Here is a 14831-nt window from a genome sequence, read left to right as displayed (position 1 = left end):
AATTTCCGAAACCAGCCTGACAAAAGTTGTAGAAAAAGGTTAGGTTAACTGTTAATCACAAGCCGCACCCCAGCAGCGATGGTAAAAGAATTAGCAATTTGCACCCGTGGACTAACTAAGCAATTCGACCGACACGTTGCTGTCAATGACATTGATTTAGAAATCCAGGCGGGAGAAGTATATGGACTAATTGGGCCGAATGGCGCAGGTAAAACAACTCTCATCCGAATGTTGGCAACTGCTGAGGAACCAACAACGGGTGAGATTTATATTAATGGCGATCGCCTAGTCCGTGACAAGAGTAATCCCAAACTTAAGCGTCGTCTTGGCTACTTACCCGATGACTACCCACTGTATGAGGATCTGACAGTCTGGGATTACCTAGATTATTTTGCGCGTCTCTATCGTTTACGAGAACCACGCCGCACTCAACGCTTACATGAAGTTTTAGAACTAATCCAACTTGGCAATAAACGCAATAGTCGCATTTCTACCCTGTCGAGGGGAATGAAACAGCGCTTAAGTTTAGCGCGAACCATTATCCACGAACCGATTTTACTATTACTAGATGAGCCTGTTTCTGGGCTTGACCCCATTGCTAGGATGCACTTCCGCGAAATCATTAAGGCTTTACAAGAAGCTGGGATGACTGTAATCATTTCTTCCCACGTTCTCAGTGATTTAGCTGAACTGTGTACTTCTGTGGGAATTATGGAACTTGGCTTTTTGGTAGAAAGTACCTCTTTACAGCAACTTTATCAACGTCTTGCCCACCAGCAAATTGTGATATCAACTCTGGGGAACCTAGAAGCACTATTAAGGGAATTGAAACATCATCATTTGGTAGAAGAGTGGGAGGTGATATCAGGAAAAAACAGCGTGCGGGTGAATTTTTCGGGCAAAGATGAAGATAGTGCTGAGTTGTTGCGATCGCTCATTAAAGCAGGCATTCCTCTGACTGATTTTCACTGCATACAAGAGGACTTAGAAACTATTTTCTTAAAATTAGGTCACAAACAAGCATCTTGATTCGTCAATAAATATCACTCCCCATTTTTGGAGAATTTTTTCCTATGATGGTCAATTTAGTAGACAAAATCGGCGATTGGAATCCGCAACTATTCCGGGAACTCAAAGGACGCCTGAAGTTTTTTAATGTAGCGATCGCAGTTGCAACATCTCTACTTCTACAAATGGTAGTTTTTTTATATCAGTTACGTGAGTTTCCTAATGATGAATACTCGCTAACTGCTACATACTGTCGTTTGAGCAAATTATATGAACTGCGGCAAAACCAGCTTTACCAGCAATCAAATCAATCTAAAATTGATGATTTTAATTATTTTCTCTCAAAGAACTTTTGTCCGGCAAATGAAATTGATTGGCAGTTGTGGTGGCGAGATCACTGGGAATATATATTCCTCTCTTTAAGTGTAATTTTTGTATTTACCCTCTTAGTTGCAGGAACTTATTTGCTCATAAATGATTTAGCCAGAGAAGAAACTCGCGGCACGCTGAATTTTATCCGTCTCAGCCCTCAATCAGAAACAAGTATATTGACTGGCAAGTTACTAGGAGTTCCAAGTTTAATTTATCTCGTTATCTTAGTAGCAGTTCCTTTACACTTGTGGGCTGGAAGTTCTGCCAAAATTTCCTTTGGTTACATTTTTAGTTACTACGCAATTCTTGCTGCTAGCTGTATTTTCTTCTACAATGCTGCACTACTATTCGGCTTAGTTAATCGTTGGTTTAGCGGTTTTCAGCCTTGGTTAGGTAGTGGCGCAGTTTTGCTTTTCTTGTTCATAACAATAGGATTTGCATCGTATTCTAATAGCAACGGTTTAAATAATTCAACTGCTTGGTTAAGGCTTTTCGCCCCTTGGGATACAATCAATTATCTTTTTCCTAACTTGGCACGTGTATATAATGGCTCTCAAGTGAAAAACTTGGAGTTTTTCTTTTTACCATTAGGAAAAAATGTTGTTAGTCTTGTTAGTTTCCATCTGTTAAACTTAGGATTGTACAGTTATGGAATATTACAAGCTTTAAAACGTTGCTTTCGTAATCCTCAAGCTTCAATCATCAGCAAGGGACAAAGTTATTTATTAGTAGCTTTTTGCCAGGTGATGATCTGGGGATTTAGCTTACAAAATTGGCAAAATAGTTCCAACTTTTACGGACAGTTTGAGCCAAATTTAATTTTTCTGGCAATATACAACTTGGGGTTAATTTTTAGTTTGATTGCTATTCTTTCCCCTCATCGTCAAGATGTACAAGATTGGGCAAGATATCGACATCAGGAAGTTTCTAGCCGCAAGAGTGTTTGGCAGGATCTAATTTTGGGTGAAAAAAGCCCTGCACTTGTGGCGATCGCTATTAATCTGGCAATTGTTATTATCCCTTTGCTAGTCTGGATTTTAATTACATCTGTTTTATCTACAGACAATTGGCTAAATAGTAATATTGGCGGGTTGAAAGTAGTTTTAGCTGTAGCTTTGTCTGTCAGCATAATCATGATCTACGCTACAATTGCCCAATTAATACTTTTGCTGAAAACTCCCAAACGTTCTTTCTGGGCAATAGGTACTATAGGCGTGGTATCATTCTTACCACCAATGATTCTAGGATTTCTTGGCATATCCTCGTGGAAATATCCTACTGTATGGCTGTTTTCAACTTTTCCTTGGGCTGCAATACAACACTCTGGAGCAACAACAATTTTTATGGCATTCCTAGCTGAGTTGAGTGTTCTAGCGTTGTTAAACTTCCAGTTAACAAAACAGGTGAGATTAGCAGGCGAATCTGCAACGAAGGCACTATTAGCAAGACGCTAGTGCCGCAAGGCGGAAGTCAAAAGTCAAGATGAATACAGCGTATGCTTTTCGTTGATTCGGAATAGGTTGTTTATTTCTGTTGCGCTGTACTAGATAAGTAATTATCTATTAGAACCCCGACTTTTCAAAGAAGTCGGGGTTCTTGCATTAAGGTTAAACTTTTCATTAGCATAAGTATCATTACAATTTGACAATAATGCTAAATCTGCCAACTCAAGACCTGCGCCATACAGCCATTCAGTTTTTAGAAAAAAGTCCTCCACAGCGTCTGCAAATTCTTAAACAATTGGGTATAGCTCGTTATGAGTTTTTAAGCAAGATACGACTAAATGAAGCAAATATTATCTGTATGATGAGGTTTTTTCAATATCCAAGTCAGCTAAAATTTCCGAATCTTATAGGAGCAGATTTATCTGGTTTAATTTTAGATGGCGTAAACTTTATTCGGGGAAATCTGTCTGGAGCAAATCTGCAAGGTACCAGTTTAATAAATGCAGACCTGTTATTTGCAAATTTTACGAAAGCCGATTTGAGAAATGCAGATTTACAAGGTGCGACTTTGAATGAGACTATTTGGTTAGAGGCTCTAGTAGATAAGTGTGATCTTGGCGTAGGTACTGGTTTAACTCAGATGCAACGTCAAGATTTACAACTACGCGGAGCTAGATTTAATTCTTGAAGAGATGATAATTAAAACACACAAAATTATAAAATTATTAAATTGAGATTGACCTGGATAAATTAATGAGTATTAAGTTGCCCCAAAAATTGATGTTGCTGGGTTCAGGAGAACTGGGCAAAGAATTTGCGATCGCAGCTCAACGTCTTGGTAATTATGTGATTGCCGTTGACCGCTACGCCAATGCTCCAGCTATGCAAGTTGCTGATGCTTATGAAGTTATTTCTATGCTCAGTGCGGATGATTTGGAAGCTGTAGTGAAAAAACATCAGCCAGATATTATTATACCAGAAATTGAAGCAATCAGAACAGAAAAACTGATCGAATTTGAGCAGCGAGGGATTACAGTTATACCGACTGCGGCTGCCACTAACTATACAATGAACCGTGATAGAATTCGGGAATTGGCACATCAACAATTAGGCATCAGAACGGCTAAATATGGTTATGCAACAACTCTAGAAGAATTGATTGCAGTTTCTGATGAAATTGGGTTTAGTAATGTTGTTAAACCTGTAATGTCATCCTCTGGTAAAGGTCAGTCTATAGTGCAGGAACAGAGTGAGGTTGAGAGGGCTTGGAATTATGCGATCGCTAATTCTAGAGGAGACAGTCAAAAGGTCATCGTAGAAGAATTTATTAATTTTGAAATTGAGATAACTTTACTGACAATTAAACAGTGGAAGGCACCCACTATTTTCTGTTCTCCTATTGGTCATCGCCAAGAACGAGGCGATTATCAAGAATCGTGGCAACCCGCACTAATTTCTGAAGACAAGATATTAAAAGCTCAAGAAATAGCTATAAAAGTCACCGATGCTTTGGGAGGAGCCGGAATTTTTGGTGTTGAATTTTTCATTACCAAAGATGAAGTGATTTTTTCTGAACTTTCTCCCAGACCTCACGATACAGGAATGGTGACATTAATCTCACAAAATCTCAATGAATTTGAACTACATTTAAGAGCTATTTTAGGCTTGCCAATTCCTCATATAGAACAGCTAGGAGCATCAGCTAGTGCGGTAATTTTAGCTTCCGAAAAAGCTGATTCTATTGCTTTTAGTGGTGTAGCCGATGCTTTGTCAGAAAAAGATGTAGATATTAGATTGTTTGGTAAACCTAATGCTCATCCATATCGGCGAATGGGCGTAGCTTTAGCGAAAGGTATTAATGTCCAAGAGGCTAGGGAAAAAGCTACGAAAGCAGCCAATAAAATCACAATTATCTAATCTAATATCGATTCAAAAATAACCCAAGCCTATCGCGTTAAAATCCTAAATCTACGGCAATGCGGTGGGCGCAAGCAAATCCAGAAAAAGCTACTGCATTCAATCCTTGACCCGGAAAGGTACTATCCCCCACACAATAAAGTCCTGGAATAGCTGTGCGATTAAAGGGCATATTCAATAACCCCCACAACTTGCGCCGAGGAATTGGCCCATAAGTGCCATCCTGACGACCTAAAAAGCGGCGATGGGTGCGGGGTGTCCCCACTTCCAGATAATCCAATCCAGCATCTAATTCGGGAAAAATATTTTCTAGACGATCAATAATTCGCCAAGCCGCCTCTTCTTTCTTCGCTTCGTATTCACTCAGAGAAAGTTTTTGCCAATCATCTATCCAGTGAGGCGTAAATGCATGAATGATGTGATATCCACTTGGTGCTAAATCTGGATCAAGCAATGTAGGAATCGAAACGAAAATAGTGCCTTCTGCTGCTGTCATCTTTTCCCAATCTTCCAGCAAAATATGGTGACACTCTGTCGCCACAGGTAAAACTGACTTCTTTACTCCCATGTGCAAACTCAAGAAGCTTGGAGATTTTTGATAATTTTGTTGCCACTTTTTCTCATTATCTGGCATGTCTTCTACTGGTAATAATTGTTCAAATGTATCCCAGCGTGTAGCATTAGAAACTATGCGTTTACCCCGATATACTTTACCATTAGCCAGTTGCACACCCACCGCTTTTCCCTGTTCTGTGAGAATTTTCGTGACTCTAGCTTGGTACTCAATCTTACCTCCAGCTTTCTCTAGACCTTCCACCAGTTTTTGGGCAATTTGTCCTACCCCGCCTTTAGGATAATTAACTCCGCCATAATGCCTGTCAGAAAAGACCATCCCAGCATTAATCATTGGTGTCATGTCTGATGGAACCACCGACCAGCAATAACACTCCATATCGATAAATTTCAATAATTGCGGGTCTTTGATGTAGCGCCGCGCCACGTCCCCGGCATTTTGGGGCAGATACTTAGCTAAACCGAGACACGCCAAAGGATGCTGAAAAAATACCCGCAGTAAATACCGAGGTTCTTCCAGCGACAGCAAATCCATGCGATTGAGGCAGTTGAATACTTTTTGGCATTCGTCATAAAACCGACGAATCCCCTGGTCTTCATGGGGAAAATAAGCAATAAGGTTTTGCAAAAATTTTTCATAAACCCGGTCAACCTTCAGGTCTAAACCTTGGGGAAGATGATAGTGAATCTGTACCGGATCTGCGATCGCTTCTTGGCTAACATTCACAGCTGACAAAGCGCGGGTGAGTAGATTAGTAGTGCCGTTCTGTCCCAGCCCAAAAATCATCGATGCACCAACATCAAATCGATAACCTTGGCGTTCAAAATAACCAGCGCTACCACCTGGAATCAAATAACGTTCCAGTACCAGTACTTTTGCTCCTTTAGCTGCTAACTGGGTTGCTGTTACTAATCCGCCAATCCCAGACCCGATCACGATTGCATCAATTGTCATTTGTCCTTTGTCCTTTGTCTAGAGTCCCTTGTCTTTTGTCTAGAGTCAATCAATATTGACTAATGACCTGAACAATAACCAATGACTAATGACCAATCAAAAAAAAGAGGGACGAGCCTGCTGCTGCTGGCTAATCCCGTCTGCCGATCCTTAAAAGAGAGGAGAACACTGTATAACAGTATAGCCTTGATTGAGAATTAATGTCAATTGTTAATGAAAAAGTTTATCAATAAAATTGACGGCGTTAATTATTCAGATGTCAGCCGGATGCAGGAAAGAGTATTATGGTGTTTTCAGTTCTTATACAATAAAAAAGCCCTTATTTCTGGCTATGACGCTACAATTGCGGGTTTATGTTCCACCCCATCCCCTGATAAAACACTGGCTGGCAGTTGCCCGTGATGCAGGCACACCTTCAGTGTTATTTCGCAGTGCCATGACTGAGTTGGGAAGATGGCTAACTTATGAAGCTGCACGAGACTGGTTGCCAACCCAAGAAACGACGGTGCAGAGTCCTTTGGATACCTGTTTGGCAACTGTGATTGATCCGCAAATACCAGTGGCAGTAGTGCCGATTCTGCGGGCTGGACTAGGATTACTTGAGGGAGCGCAGACTTTACTGCCTTTAGCTTCTATTTACCATTTTGGTTTGGTGCGAGACGAAGAAACACTGCAACCTCATTGTTATCTAAACAAGTTACCAGAAAAATTTGACCCCGAAACACGAGTGTTAATTACCGATCCAATGTTGGCAACAGGAGGGTCGATCATGGCGTTAATGGCAGAATTGATACAACGGGGTGCCGATCCGACCTTGACCCGGATTGTCTGCGTAGTGGCGGCTGCACCAGCTTTGCAAAAACTGAGTGCAGCTTATCCAGGTTTAATAATTTACACAGCGACTATTGACGAAAAACTTAACAACAAGGGGTATATTGTACCGGGATTGGGAGATGCAGGCGATCGCATCTTTGGGACTTAAGCTACTATGCAGCTAGGGCAGGAAAATAGCATAACTACTGTAAAAGTTGCAAGGTTTGTTGAAGGCGGTAATATGAGTCAACGAGATGGTTTTGGCAGTGGTTTTGTCGCAGGGGCGTTTGTCGGTGGCGTATTTGGCGGTGTTATCGGGGCACTGATTGCTTCTCGACGCAATCCAGAATTGCTAGCAGAGGACGAGACAGAACTGACGGATAGCCAAGTCGAAGCGAAGAAAATAGCAGCAAAGCGGCGTCAGATGAAAGCCTCAGAAAGCGAGAACATCGGTATAGAAACGGCTAGGCGATCGCTAGAAGATAAAATTGCCCAGCTAAATGCCACAATAGATGATGTGCGGAAGCAACTGGGAAATGTTAATAGCGGTTCACCCCAAGCAAGCAATGATCGCTCCCTCACTAAAGACTCTTGAAGTTTGTTCAAGCGTGGTGAAAATGTCAAGTGTGGTAAGTGCTAAATCCGCAAACATCATGACATAGACTAAATTAAAATTAAAAGATAAGACCGCGTTTGACACTTAGTAGGAAACAAAGCTATCCATGAGTTTACTGATTACGACACTAATTACCTTTGTCACCTTTTATAGCTATTTGCTAATTATCCGGGTTTTGTTGACCTGGTTTCCGCAAATCAACTGGTATAATCAGCCATTTGCTGCTTTAGCCCAGATAAGCGACCCTTATTTGAATCTATTCCGGTCAATTATTCCCCCATTAGGCGGTATGGATTTTTCTCCAATCTTAGCTTTCTTCGCGCTCAACTTAGCTGGTGGCTTTCTGAGAGCTATTCCTTTTTAACTAATCTGCCATCTATTCGTACAGGGATTTTGATTAGTAACCGAATAAGAAAAATTGTAGAGACGCCAATTGTGAAAGCGTCTCTACAATTTTTTTGGATGGAGAAGAACCAGAAATTCAAACCTCTATTCAATCACCGCCATTAACCATTGTTGAATCAGCAACGAGAAGCTTTTTTGGGAGTTACAAAGTGCAGCTTCAGCGCGTTTGCAATCTATTATTTAGTTTGCCCATATTATTAGAGAATAAAAGCGATCGCCTTCAGGATAGCTTCACTTAAGTACATCAACCTAAACTAGAAGTGGCAACGGTATTTGCACGCTTAACCTAACGTGTAGCAACCATCCGCATTCCGGCAGGTGCGGCTATTGTTAACCCACGGCGCACAGGATGCACAGGACGTTTGTTCACTAAGGATACTTGAAGTTCTGACAAAATAGTTGCCAAGACAATTTTCATTTCATACTGGGCAAATGCCATCCCAATACAGCGACGATTACCGCCACCAAAGGGTAAATATTCATAGGGTGAATATTGTCTTTCTAAAAAGCGTTCTGGTTTGAACTGCTTGGATTGTGGGTAAACTTCTTCTCGATGATGCGCTAAATAAATACTGGGAACTATTGCTGTCCCTTGTGGCAGTTCGTAGCCCATAATTTTAATTGGGGTCTTCACAACCCGCACGAAAGCAGTCATGGCAATTGGGTAAATTCGCAATGTTTCTTGGCACACTGCTGTCAAATAGGGCAATTTAGCTACACTACTCAAATCGGGTTTAACTCCAATCGTATTGAGTTCCTGTAGTAATTTTTCACGCACCTCTGGTAAATGGTCAATCCAGTAAAAAGCCCATGTCAACGCAGAAGCGGTAGTTTCATGTCCTGCAACTAGGAGTGTCATCAACTCATCGTGTAATTCTTGATCTGACATTCCTTGTCCATCGTCGTAACGGGCTGCCATCATCAAACTCAGGATATCTTGGCGATTTTGATCAGATTCAGCCCGACGTTCTCGAAGTAAAGCATAAATAAGTTGATCAATTTTTTGCCGTTGTTGCAGAATCCGGCCCCACGGACTCCACGCACCAAAATCTTTTTGGATGAACCTGAAAAAGAAGGCGCTAGACATTACGGGCGAACTGATGAAGTCTAGTAACTCACTTAGCGATCGCCTCAATGACTCAAAAAGCTCTCCCTCATTTAAACCAAATACAACCCGCAGAATAACACGCAAAGTGATTTCTTGCATCGACTCACGGATATTAAAAGGCTTGCCAATTTGCCATTCATTACTCACTTGTCGGGTTATTTCTTGGATATCCTGACCATAAGCCCGCATCCTTTCGCCATGAAATGGAGGAGCAAGTAATTGCCGTTGACGCTGGTGGCGATCGCCATCCGCTAACATAAAGGAGCGATCACCAAGCAAAAATTTTAGCCCTATGTTCCCCCTGCCAACCTCAAAATGACTGGAATCAGCAGTAAAAATCTGCTCAAGCGCTTGGGGTTGACTAAAGTAAACAATATGGTTGTTAGAGCGACTACTTCTGATGGTGAAAGTGTCACCATAAATTTTGGCAAAATCGTCCACATATTCTATAGGCTGACCAATAAACTTGATCATCCGCAGCCAGCGCGGCATTTGAGGCCCATCAGGCAAATTGTAAGTTGCTGTCATCGGAGTTTGGGGAATTGATGGCTTCTGAATTTTATTGGTACGAGTTTTCATGTTCTTGAGGCCCACATAAAGCGGTATATTCATCATGGGGGAGTAGGCTTGCTGTGAGCGTAGCCGAACGGGAGTAGAAAGTGGAAGAGAAGGATAATAACTAATAACTTCTAATAACTAACTCAGTACTCAACACTCTTTCAAGTCAGTCCATAATCAAAAAATCCCACAACCAAAAATGAAAAAGATTTCTTCCCCACTCCCCACCCCCCACTCCCCACTCCCTTTTCCTAGCTAAAGCAGTGCCAAAAATCATCGCTATTCTCAACGGTAAAGGAGGAGTCGGTAAAACGACCACCGCAGTCAATCTGGCTGCAAACTTTGCGAAGAAAAAAAAGGTACTGCTGATTGACGCAGATATTCAAGGTTCTGCCAGTTGGTGGTTTGGCCGCAGTCAGCAGGGAATGGGATTTGATTTATCTCAAGAAACAGATCCGACACTTTTAGGTAATTTAGGTAAGATAACAGGTTACGATTTAATAGTGGTGGATACGCCTCCCGCCTTGCGCTCTGAAGCATTAGTGGCGGTAGTTGCGATCTCAGATTATCTAGTTTTGCCTACACCCCCAGCCGCAATGGATTTAGCTATCCTAGTAGAAACAGTTAAGGAAGCCGTCATCCCCGTGGGAACTCCCCATCGGGTACTGCTTACCAAAGTCGATACGCGCAGTATGGGGGAAGCACTAGAAGCAAAAAACACTCTCACTCGATTAGGTATTCCTGCTTGTAATACCTTTATCCGTGCTTATAAGGCTCATGAAAGAGCGGCACTTGAGGGTGTAGCGATTAGTCAATGGCGAGGAAGTAATGCACGGGAGGCGGAGTTAGACTACCGCCGTGCAGCTGATGAATTACAGCGTGATTGGAGAAAATAATAATGGTTAGGAAACAAAGTCTCTCTGACTTATTACAAGAAGAGGCGCAAAAATTTACACCCACCGAAGGGGAATCTGCGATTGAAATTACAGCACAAGAAATTGCCGAAGAACAAGCTTCATCAGATGAAGAATCCTCAGCACAAACACCTGAGGCAAATTCTACTAAGCGCACAAGCCCAACTAAGGCTGATTTAGAAGCAACTGTCAAAGAGTTGACAGCTAATCTGGAAAAAAGCCATAAAAATGAAGCATCTCTTGGGCAACAAATTGCTGATTTGCAATCAAAACTATCTAAACAACAAACATTAGCATCCGAACATAAATCATTAGTACAACAAGTTGCAAGAGAACTTGAAGAAACCAAAAAAACAGCACTACAACTAGCAGAAGCAAATTCCCAGCTTATAGAAGAAATTAATGCTTTAAAACAAACAGCAGAAGATAATTCTAAACTTGCTATAGCTGTAAAAGAAACTAATGCTATAAAACCCGTAAAAGAACCCTACAATCCATATAACTACAAAAAATCACATCTTTCATCAGAAAGACTAGCTCAAAATCAACCAGATGAGTATGCTGGTAGTGTTGTAAAAGAAACTAGTGCTATAAAACCAGTAAAAGACCACTACAATCCACTTAACTACAAAAAATCACATCGGTCATCGCAACCACTAGCTCAAAATCAACCACAAAATCAACCAAATCAGTATCCTGAGACTTCTAACGAGATGTGGTTACTTGACTAGAGTCTAAGGCAAACGCATCTAAATATTGATAAGCTTGAATAAAAGTAGAATTCACCAAGATCAAAATCACATAGGGCTTTCAGGAAATTGAATAATAGTCAACCAGCTACGTTAGTTGTATGGGAAGCTTTCAAAACAATGTCAACCTTATATTTTGTAATTGGTGTTCCTCTGCTTTTAGTGATGGGAATTGCGGCTTATTTCCTGACTGCTCGCAAGTATCAATCTTCTGGCACAGTAGCCAATTCCTACGATCAATGGACTGTTGACGGCATCCTAGAGTTTTATTGGGGAGAACACATTCACCTCGGTCACTACGGTTCGCCGCCACAACGGAAGGATTTTTTGGCTGCTAAATCTGACTTTGTACATGAAATGGTTAGATGGGGTGGTTTAGATAAATTACCTCCTGGTACTACCGTCTTAGATGTTGGCTGTGGTATTGGAGGCAGTAGTCGGATTTTAGCGCGAGATTATGGGTTTGCCGTCACAGGAATTACGATCAGCCCACAGCAGGTGAAACGCGCCCAGGAGTTAACACCCCAAGGGCTAAACGCTCAGTTTGCGATTGATGATGCAATGGCATTGTCGTTTCCAGATGGCAGTTTTGATGTGGTCTGGTCGATTGAAGCAGGCCCTCATATGCCCGATAAAGCTGTTTTTGCCAGAGAATTAATCCGGGTGCTAAAGCCTGGTGGAGTGTTGGTTGTAGCTGATTGGAATCAAAGAGATGACCGCCAAAAACCGCTAAATTTTTGGGAGGAACCAGTGATGAGACAACTCCTCGATCAGTGGTCTCATCCAGCTTTCTCCAGCATAGAAGGCTTTTCTGAACTTTTAGCAGAGACGAAATTAGTTGAGGGGGAGGTAATTACAGCAGACTGGACGAAAGAAACGCTTCCTTCTTGGTTAGATTCAATCTGGCAAGGGATAGCTCGGCCAGACGGATTGGTGCGTTTTGGACTGTCTGGTTTTGTCAAGTCTGTGCGGGAAGTGCCGACACTTTTACTAATGCGTTTGGCATTTGGTGCAGGGCTGTGTCGGTTTGGAATGTTCCGCGCTGTACGGGCGAACTCAGGCACAGAATTGACGGACACAAACTTTGCTAACCAAACTCCCTCAAACTTGGTTAGGTAGCGATGCCTACGCCGAGCAAAGCTATCGCATGATGATCAATTTTCTGTTGATTTTCAGTGATGATTTAATGTCATTCAGCACAAAAATTTAAAATATGCTGGGCAGTAATTTGTGGTTGCTCTAAGTGAGGGAGATGTCCACAATCTTCAATCCAGATGAGGGTACTATGTGGAATTGTTCTTTTAAATCTCATGGCATCCCTAGTACCCAAAATTTTATCGGAATCGCCCCATAAAATTAGCGTTTGTTGCACAATTTGTGATATTTTTTTAAATCTAAAAGCACTGTAACCACCACTTTTAGTAAAAGTAATCAAAGCTTGATGCCAACTCGGCATTTGTAGATGTAATGCGCCACAATATAGCGCATCGACAGAGGCAAGACTTTGATTTTTATATCCAATGCGGGAAACGCGTAGACGCGGAGCGGCTTGTCGTCAGACATCGCGCACCTTCATACTACTCAAAAACTGAGTTGCTAAATAATCAAATGGGGGAAACATTAATTTACTTAATGGGGAACCACCCGCCAACCCAGCACTATCAATTAACACCAGTTTTTTTACTACTTCTGGGTAAGTCAACGTAAAATCAATTGCAGTCGCACCCCCCATCGAAGCACCTACCAAAATTACAGGTTGGTTAATCAGGCTTTTCCAGAAATAATAAAGATGGGTTTTAATCGCAGTTGGGCTATAGGCAATTTCTGAGAGTCTATCTGTAAACCCAAAACCCAACAAATCCACTGCCCAAGTTTCATTATCTCCAGATAGTAATGGCAAAAGCCGTCGAAATTCTAATACAGAACTATCAAAGCCGTGAATTAATAAAATAGGAGTTCCACCACTTCCTTGCTTGACAAATGTTGTGGTAACTGATTGATTAATTAAAGGAGTAGCGATCGCAATTTTCTGAATACTTTGAGCTAGTGCGATCGAGGCAGATTCTGTCAGTTGCCCAACTGCTTTAGGAAGAAAATTCGGAAACATAAATTTCAGTTTATCGCACTAGCTTGCTTCCACACATAGCTGATTTTCTTAAACAACAAAATTACACAAACTAACATCATGAAATATTAATTGTAATACAGAAAACATAGACCAGCAGGTATCAAAACATTCTAACTCCCCACTTTCCACTCCTAACTCCTAATTGTACAGACGCGATTAATCGCGTCTGTACTTCCCACTCCCCACTCCCCCAAAAATTATGACATCAAAAAAAGTTTTCTAAAATGTTAAAAATGGGACTAAAGCCACGTACAATTAATATCGCCTATCCCTTAATCCAGGAGCTAATGCCATGCCAATGGCCGTTGGCGTAATTGAAACTTTAGGTTTTCCTAGTGTCTTAGCAGCAGCAGATGCAATGGTCAAAGCTGCCGCAGTCACAATTGTGTATTATGGTCAAGCAGAAAGCGCTCGTTTGTTAGTCGCTGTCCGGGGACACGTTTCTGAAGTAAATAGAGCTGTTGAAGCCGGAATCGTAGCTGGAGAGGAAGTTAAGGTTGGTACAGTAATTACCTACTATATCGTTCCCAATCCCCCAGAAAATGTTGAAACCATATTACCAATCCATTTCACTGAAGAATCAGAACCATTCCGTATGTTCTAAGCAATTTTGCTATTAAAATCTGTAGCGAAGCTTCGTACAATTAACTGGTAGTCCCCATATCGTTTATTCATACAGGAGATTAATAATGTCATTACAGGCAGTTGGAGCACTTGAAACGAAAGGTTTCCCTGCGGTGCTAGCAGCAGCAGATGCTATGGTAAAAGCTGGTCGAGTCACGCTCGTTGGTTATATCAGAGTAGGTAGCGCTCGTTTTACAGTTAATATTCGTGGCGATGTTTCTGAAGTAAAAGCCGCTATGGCTGCCGGTATTGAAGCCGCAGAAAATGTTTATGGCGGTACACTTGAATCCTGGGTAATTATTGCTCGTCCCCATGAAAACGTTGAAGCTGTTCTGCCAATTGGTTACACAGAACAAGTCCAAGGGTATCGAGAATCTGTAGAAAATCCCATTGTTAGATCAAACAGTCGATAGATTCAACCTGCTGTGGGGGAATTCAAAACAAAAAATTCCCATAAATGAATTTAAATATAAGTTTCTTGTCAGACTTCTGACTATCAAAACTTTAGAGGATTACAAAGTTTTCTGTTTTTAGATTTTGCATAAGTTGAATTTTGAAGCAGAGGGAAAGCAACAGTCAAAGTCAATAGTCAAAATTAATATTGACTGTTGACTATTGATTTTTGAGAATGTAAAAGTTGTAAGAA

The 14831-nt window shown here is 41.4% G+C and carries 14 protein-coding genes and 1 pseudogene; 12 read left to right on the top strand and 3 right to left on the bottom strand.

Going from position 1 to position 14831, the window contains the following annotated elements:
• Positions 1-78 precede the first annotated feature (78 nt).
• From VE944_RS14755 to purT, 4 genes are all read left to right on the top strand, one after another.
• A complete protein-coding gene (locus tag VE944_RS14755; RefSeq protein WP_324978207.1) occupies positions 79-1029 on the top strand; it encodes an ABC transporter ATP-binding protein in 951 nt (316 codons plus the stop codon).
• A gap of 44 nt (positions 1030-1073) precedes the next feature.
• Entirely contained in the window at positions 1074-2834 is a 1761-nt protein-coding gene (locus VE944_RS14750) for an ABC transporter permease subunit (RefSeq protein WP_324978206.1), read from the top strand.
• A gap of 196 nt (positions 2835-3030) precedes the next feature.
• A complete protein-coding gene (locus tag VE944_RS14745; protein WP_324978204.1) occupies positions 3031-3513 on the top strand; it encodes a pentapeptide repeat-containing protein in 483 nt (160 codons plus the stop codon).
• A gap of 65 nt (positions 3514-3578) precedes the next feature.
• Positions 3579-4742 (top strand): formate-dependent phosphoribosylglycinamide formyltransferase, encoded by a 1164-nt coding sequence (gene purT, locus VE944_RS14740; RefSeq protein ID WP_324978202.1) that lies wholly within the window; start codon positions 3579-3581, stop codon positions 4740-4742.
• A gap of 37 nt (positions 4743-4779) precedes the next feature.
• On the opposite strand, the gene crtH is transcribed toward purT, so the two are convergent.
• On the bottom strand, positions 4780-6270 hold the full coding sequence (gene crtH, locus VE944_RS14735; protein ID WP_324978200.1) for a carotenoid isomerase: 1491 nt from the start codon (positions 6268-6270) through the stop codon (positions 4780-4782).
• 331 nt (positions 6271-6601) lie between these two features.
• Between crtH and upp the strand changes: the two genes are divergently transcribed.
• The 3 genes from upp (at position 6602) to VE944_RS14720 (ending at position 8063) form a co-directional block, all read left to right on the top strand.
• Complete coding sequence (gene upp, locus VE944_RS14730) at positions 6602-7252, top strand: uracil phosphoribosyltransferase (protein WP_324978198.1); 651 nt, start codon at positions 6602-6604, stop codon at positions 7250-7252.
• Between the two features lie 72 nt (positions 7253-7324).
• Entirely contained in the window at positions 7325-7678 is a 354-nt protein-coding gene (locus VE944_RS14725; RefSeq protein WP_324978210.1) for a ssl2009 family thylakoid membrane protein, read from the top strand.
• A 127-nt stretch (positions 7679-7805) separates the two neighbouring features.
• The gene (locus tag VE944_RS14720; RefSeq protein WP_324978196.1) at positions 7806-8063 is read left to right on the top strand and encodes a YggT family protein; all 258 of its coding nucleotides are present in this window, start codon (positions 7806-7808) and stop codon (positions 8061-8063) included.
• A gap of 327 nt (positions 8064-8390) precedes the next feature.
• On the opposite strand, the gene VE944_RS14715 is transcribed toward VE944_RS14720, so the two are convergent.
• Positions 8391-9740: a cytochrome P450 gene (locus VE944_RS14715; protein WP_324978208.1), complete on the bottom strand. Its 1350-nt coding sequence runs from the start codon at positions 9738-9740 to the stop codon at positions 8391-8393.
• 293 nt (positions 9741-10033) lie between these two features.
• Between VE944_RS14715 and VE944_RS14710 the strand changes: the two genes are divergently transcribed.
• The 3 genes from VE944_RS14710 (at position 10034) to VE944_RS14700 (ending at position 12552) form a co-directional block, all read left to right on the top strand.
• Positions 10034-10666, top strand: a complete 633-nt coding sequence (locus tag VE944_RS14710; RefSeq protein ID WP_324978194.1) for a ParA family protein — start codon at positions 10034-10036, stop codon at positions 10664-10666.
• Positions 10667-10668: 2 nt separating this feature from the next.
• A complete protein-coding gene (locus tag VE944_RS14705) occupies positions 10669-11415 on the top strand; it encodes a hypothetical protein (RefSeq protein ID WP_324978193.1) in 747 nt (248 codons plus the stop codon).
• A gap of 138 nt (positions 11416-11553) precedes the next feature.
• Positions 11554-12552 carry a methyltransferase domain-containing protein gene (locus VE944_RS14700; RefSeq protein ID WP_324978191.1) on the top strand — a complete coding sequence of 333 codons (999 nt, stop codon included), beginning with the start codon at positions 11554-11556 and terminating at the stop codon, positions 12550-12552.
• 70 nt (positions 12553-12622) lie between these two features.
• On the opposite strand, the pseudogene VE944_RS14695 reads toward VE944_RS14700, so the two are convergent.
• Positions 12623-13540 (bottom strand): annotated as a pseudogene (locus VE944_RS14695) (alpha/beta fold hydrolase).
• A gap of 313 nt (positions 13541-13853) precedes the next feature.
• On the opposite strand from VE944_RS14695, the gene VE944_RS14690 reads away from it, so the two are divergent.
• Positions 13854-14165: a BMC domain-containing protein gene (locus tag VE944_RS14690; protein ID WP_094352432.1), complete on the top strand. Its 312-nt coding sequence runs from the start codon at positions 13854-13856 to the stop codon at positions 14163-14165.
• A gap of 85 nt (positions 14166-14250) precedes the next feature.
• Positions 14251-14598, top strand: coding sequence for a carbon dioxide-concentrating mechanism protein CcmK (locus VE944_RS14685; protein ID WP_229558895.1), 348 nt, complete (start codon positions 14251-14253; stop codon positions 14596-14598).
• The last annotated feature ends 233 nt before the right edge of the window (positions 14599-14831 follow it).

Source organism: Nostoc sp., assembly GCF_035638895.1.
In the GTDB taxonomy this organism is placed as follows: domain Bacteria; phylum Cyanobacteriota; class Cyanobacteriia; order Cyanobacteriales; family Nostocaceae; genus Nostoc.
Note: the sequence above shows the minus strand (reverse complement) of the source record. Positions and strands in the feature narration are given on the sequence as shown.

What these genes read in the sequence shown, in the direction of transcription:
- VE944_RS14755 (WP_324978207.1), top strand. Translation starts at nt 79, where the DNA reads ATGGTAAAAGAATTAGCAATTTGCACCCGTGGACTAACTAAGCAATTC.
- VE944_RS14750 (WP_324978206.1), top strand. Translation starts at nt 1,074, where the DNA reads ATGATGGTCAATTTAGTAGACAAAATCGGCGATTGGAATCCGCAACTA.
- VE944_RS14745 (WP_324978204.1), top strand. Translation starts at nt 3,031, where the DNA reads ATGCTAAATCTGCCAACTCAAGACCTGCGCCATACAGCCATTCAGTTT.
- purT (WP_324978202.1), top strand. Translation starts at nt 3,579, where the DNA reads ATGAGTATTAAGTTGCCCCAAAAATTGATGTTGCTGGGTTCAGGAGAA.
- crtH (WP_324978200.1), bottom strand. Translation starts at nt 6,270, where the DNA reads ATGACAATTGATGCAATCGTGATCGGGTCTGGGATTGGCGGATTAGTA.
- upp (WP_324978198.1), top strand. Translation starts at nt 6,602, where the DNA reads ATGACGCTACAATTGCGGGTTTATGTTCCACCCCATCCCCTGATAAAA.
- VE944_RS14725 (WP_324978210.1), top strand. Translation starts at nt 7,325, where the DNA reads ATGAGTCAACGAGATGGTTTTGGCAGTGGTTTTGTCGCAGGGGCGTTT.
- VE944_RS14720 (WP_324978196.1), top strand. Translation starts at nt 7,806, where the DNA reads ATGAGTTTACTGATTACGACACTAATTACCTTTGTCACCTTTTATAGC.
- VE944_RS14715 (WP_324978208.1), bottom strand. Translation starts at nt 9,740, where the DNA reads ATGACAGCAACTTACAATTTGCCTGATGGGCCTCAAATGCCGCGCTGG.
- VE944_RS14705 (WP_324978193.1), top strand. Translation starts at nt 10,669, where the DNA reads ATGGTTAGGAAACAAAGTCTCTCTGACTTATTACAAGAAGAGGCGCAA.
- VE944_RS14700 (WP_324978191.1), top strand. Translation starts at nt 11,554, where the DNA reads ATGTCAACCTTATATTTTGTAATTGGTGTTCCTCTGCTTTTAGTGATG.
- VE944_RS14690 (WP_094352432.1), top strand. Translation starts at nt 13,854, where the DNA reads ATGCCAATGGCCGTTGGCGTAATTGAAACTTTAGGTTTTCCTAGTGTC.
- VE944_RS14685 (WP_229558895.1), top strand. Translation starts at nt 14,251, where the DNA reads ATGTCATTACAGGCAGTTGGAGCACTTGAAACGAAAGGTTTCCCTGCG.